The sequence below is a fragment of the Sphaerochaeta sp. genome, from assembly GCF_050178175.1.
GTDB lineage: Bacteria > Spirochaetota > Spirochaetia > Sphaerochaetales > Sphaerochaetaceae > Sphaerochaeta.
On the sequence record NZ_JBFXGH010000181.1, the window covers coordinates 1 to 3,220 of the forward strand.

The following is a 3,220-nucleotide window of genomic DNA, read 5'->3' on the forward strand; positions in this document are numbered from 1 at the left end:
GAGGAAGTGAGGAAGGTAGGATACAACCTGTACATATTTTCTGAATCGCCAGGACCGCACTTCATTAAGCATGAGTGCGAATACAACAAAGAAAGGAAACAGCAAGACATATTTCATAAAACTGATGATGAGTGTATTCGCTAGGATTTGCGCAAACGCTGGGCTGGAAAATATCATTTTGAAATACTTTAGACCCACAAAAGGCCATTCACCTTTAGCCCTGAACTGGAAGAACGCAAGCCGCATATTGAGAATCGGAAGCACCCTGAAGAGTATGAAGAAAACGATGGTAGGAAGAAGAAGCAAATAGAGTATCCTCTCTTCCTTTATTTGCTTCCATTTCGATTTATGATTCATAAATTCTCCTAATCTAGGGGATAAGTAAACCCATCAGCGGAGCGTGTTGCTGTGCTCCATACACATCACGATCCCCACAGGTACCTGAAGAAACCTGCCGCCTGTATGTAATCTTGATACCTAAGGCAGCTTCAAAAAATATGATTCTCACCAGTTGTTCAGGAGAGAGGTGGTAACATGAAGCAATGCGCTCTTTTGTAAGCACTCCGCTGTCTACTACTCGCCGATAAGCAGCCAAATCATCAAAGAAAATATCCAATGTAATCAAGAAAGGACCACTGTTTTTGCTCCTCAGCATGCTTGCCACATCAACCAATCGATCCATCGTGTTCCTCCCAGTTCCACCACTGCCATGGAAAGTATTCACTGGGGTCCTTTACAGCCATCAAGTGATAGACGGAAAACTCATATACGGGACCAAAGGGAATATCGCTGGGAGCGTAAGGAAAAGCCAGATTCCCTGCAGTGGACTTTCTCCCTTCATAGTCAAAATGCATGAATGTTGAGCGAACCGATGCACAAATTGCATTGGCAATCTCCTGTTCCTTGGCAAGCACCTCAAAGAGAACCCCAATTTCATGACTTGGTTTTAGTTCAGGTTCCAGCTTCCCCATCACCCCATCTTTACCGTAATTGATGAAATTGATGGTATAGTCTGCAGGGGGTACTTCCTTGTATTGCTCCTTGACGCTTAAGACGACCTGTTGCTGGACTTCCTCAAGTTTCTCTATCAGGATAGGATCGCGGATACCAGCAACCACGAAGGTACGATAGGCAACCCTACGCGCTCCTTCAAGCTTGATCTGATAGGGGTTTGTAGCTTGCAAGCGACTGCCTCTTACTCGCACTCGGTTTTCTCCTACTTGTGTAAAAGTACAGCCACTGAGGTCCATGGCAATGCCAGGCCCGTGTAAAAGATAAGGATGATCTTTCTCGTAAAAGGTATGAGCAGCAACACTGACGGGAGTACAACGACGTTTTGGGTCACAGGGATATACCTCAAACCATTCATCATACAAGGTACCGAGCATACAGTCCTTCGTAGTTCCTGGATTACAACACAATGCACCACACTCAAGGACCTTCCCTAGATGATAACTTAAAGCTTCATCAAATCCATGATACACACCCATAGCAGCGAACGGTGCAGGATCATACGCACGGCCACAAATGATAATATCCGCTTTCGCTTCAATGACACGAAGTATCGGCTCAACCCCCATCTGTGCCACGATGCCTGTTGTCTCTTCAATAATTTGTGCATTCAACGGCAGAGAAGGAGTATCACAAGGGACAACCGATCCCTGTTCAACGGAATCGACTACGACTTGGTTAGGAATATCAGCCCAGATGATTGCTATTTTAGGTTTGACCTCAGTGTGTTCACGAAGTATCTCATCTATGATGGCAAGGGTCCATTCAACATGGCTTCGGCCACCACTTCCTCCGGCTGAACCAACCAGGACGGGAATCTTCTGTTCCCAGCCACCAAGGATGATACGTTGTAGATCTTGCTTTGCCGCCATTTTGCTCACAATTGCAGTTTTAGCTCCAAGCTTATGGGGCCCTGCATCCGTTGATCCTGCATCAACGACAATCGCGTCAGGTCTCTGAGAGAGGCCATATTTGAAAGATGCATCAGGGAATCCATATCCAAGGATTCCACAAGGAGCCAGCAAGGTTAATGACTTCATAGGCTGCGCTCCGTTTCCACATTCTGTCTTCTTTTCCTGACATTCATAATATGTCGTTTCATTGCCTTATGGGCAGCTGCCTTATCACGTTTAGCGATGGCTTCAACAATCAAAAAATGCTCCTCAGCAATATGCTGGAGTGATCCTTCTTGACGTTTATTTGCTTGGGCAAGCTCATCAATAAGATCGTAATACGTATCGATGAAATTCATGTAGAAGACATTTCTGCTCGCTTGGGCCAATTTATAGTGGAAATAGTGGTCCAGGCTAAAATGCTCGGATAGCTTTGTTGAATCAGCATGCAGACTCTCAGCAATCTCCTGAATCTCTTCATCCGTTGCTCTTTCAATGACAATCTCAACCATTTTTGATTCCAAGGAATCACGAAAGTCTAGAAGATCTTGGTAGGTGGCTTCTTTCAATGCATCGGAAACCGGCCGGGAGAGACGATCAATGATATCCTTCTCAATATAGGTTCCCTGCTTTGTCTTCCGACTGATATAGCCAAGAGCTTGCAACTGGATCATTGCCTCTCGAATCACACCCCGACTTACGGCAAATTGTTCGCTGAAAACTATCTCACTTGGCAGTTTTTGCCCAGGTTTGAGTTCTCCGTCATGTATCAATGAAAGGATTTGGCTGACAACCTTATCGGAGAGCCTTTCATTTCGTACTGGCACTATACTCAATGCAAACTCCTTTTGTCTATTTGTAGGACAAATAGATCATAGCATTGAATATTCAATCGCTCAACATTTTTTTCTAGTCAATTTTTGTTTGTTGATTCTCTGAGAGATATATGCCTAGTAGGTGTGTACATATTTTTCACATGTATTAGACAGACTGTACACTTTGGACACAATTCTACGTCCTCTTCGGACACACCTAGAGAGAAGCATTATGTCCAATTCTTCAGCATTATACATGTCAGCAGGTTTTCTTAATAACATTGACTATTGCTCAATCAACAGAACTCTCTTGTTCCTTCTCCGCTTTCAGCAACTGATAGATGGTTGCCACAAACGGCACCCCAAACAGAATGCCAGGAATACCAATCAGGCCTCCCCCAAGAATGACAGCAGTGAACACCCATACCCCTGGAAGTCCTACAGAAGTGCCCACTACCCTTGGGTAGATGATATTTCCTTCCATTTGTTGGAGGATAACCA

4 protein-coding genes and 1 pseudogene are annotated in these 3,220 nt (G+C 44.6%); all 5 read right to left on the minus strand.

All coding sequences use genetic code 11. The features are described 5' to 3' along the window. Window positions 1–357 (minus strand): annotated as a pseudogene (locus AB7S66_RS12195) (sugar ABC transporter permease); the annotation flags it as partial. Window positions 358–370: 13 nt separating this feature from the next. Continuing rightward, window positions 371–682 carry a DUF4387 domain-containing protein gene (locus AB7S66_RS12200; protein WP_321300227.1) on the minus strand — a complete coding sequence of 104 codons (312 nt, stop codon included), beginning with the start codon at window positions 680–682 and terminating at the stop codon, window positions 371–373. Continuing rightward, window positions 666–2,051, minus strand: a complete 1,386-nt coding sequence (locus AB7S66_RS12205; RefSeq protein ID WP_428520387.1) for an acyclic terpene utilization AtuA family protein — start codon at window positions 2,049–2,051, stop codon at window positions 666–668. The genes AB7S66_RS12200 and AB7S66_RS12205 overlap by 17 nt, the downstream gene beginning before the upstream one ends. Then, a complete protein-coding gene (locus AB7S66_RS12210) occupies window positions 2,048–2,731 on the minus strand; it encodes a FadR/GntR family transcriptional regulator (RefSeq protein WP_428520391.1) in 684 nt (227 codons plus the stop codon). The genes AB7S66_RS12205 and AB7S66_RS12210 overlap by 4 nt, the downstream gene beginning before the upstream one ends. A gap of 280 nt (window positions 2,732–3,011) precedes the next feature. Next, window positions 3,012–3,220 (minus strand): AI-2E family transporter (locus AB7S66_RS12215; RefSeq protein WP_428520389.1); only part of this gene is annotated, 209 nt, incomplete at its 5' end.

Bases quoted from the DNA above. Each gene is read 5' to 3' on its own strand.
- AB7S66_RS12200 (WP_321300227.1), bottom strand. From the start codon at position 682: ATGGATCGATTGGTTGATGTGGCAAGCATGCTGAGGAGCAAAAACAGT.
- AB7S66_RS12205 (WP_428520387.1), bottom strand. From the start codon at position 2,051: ATGAAGTCATTAACCTTGCTGGCTCCTTGTGGAATCCTTGGATATGGA.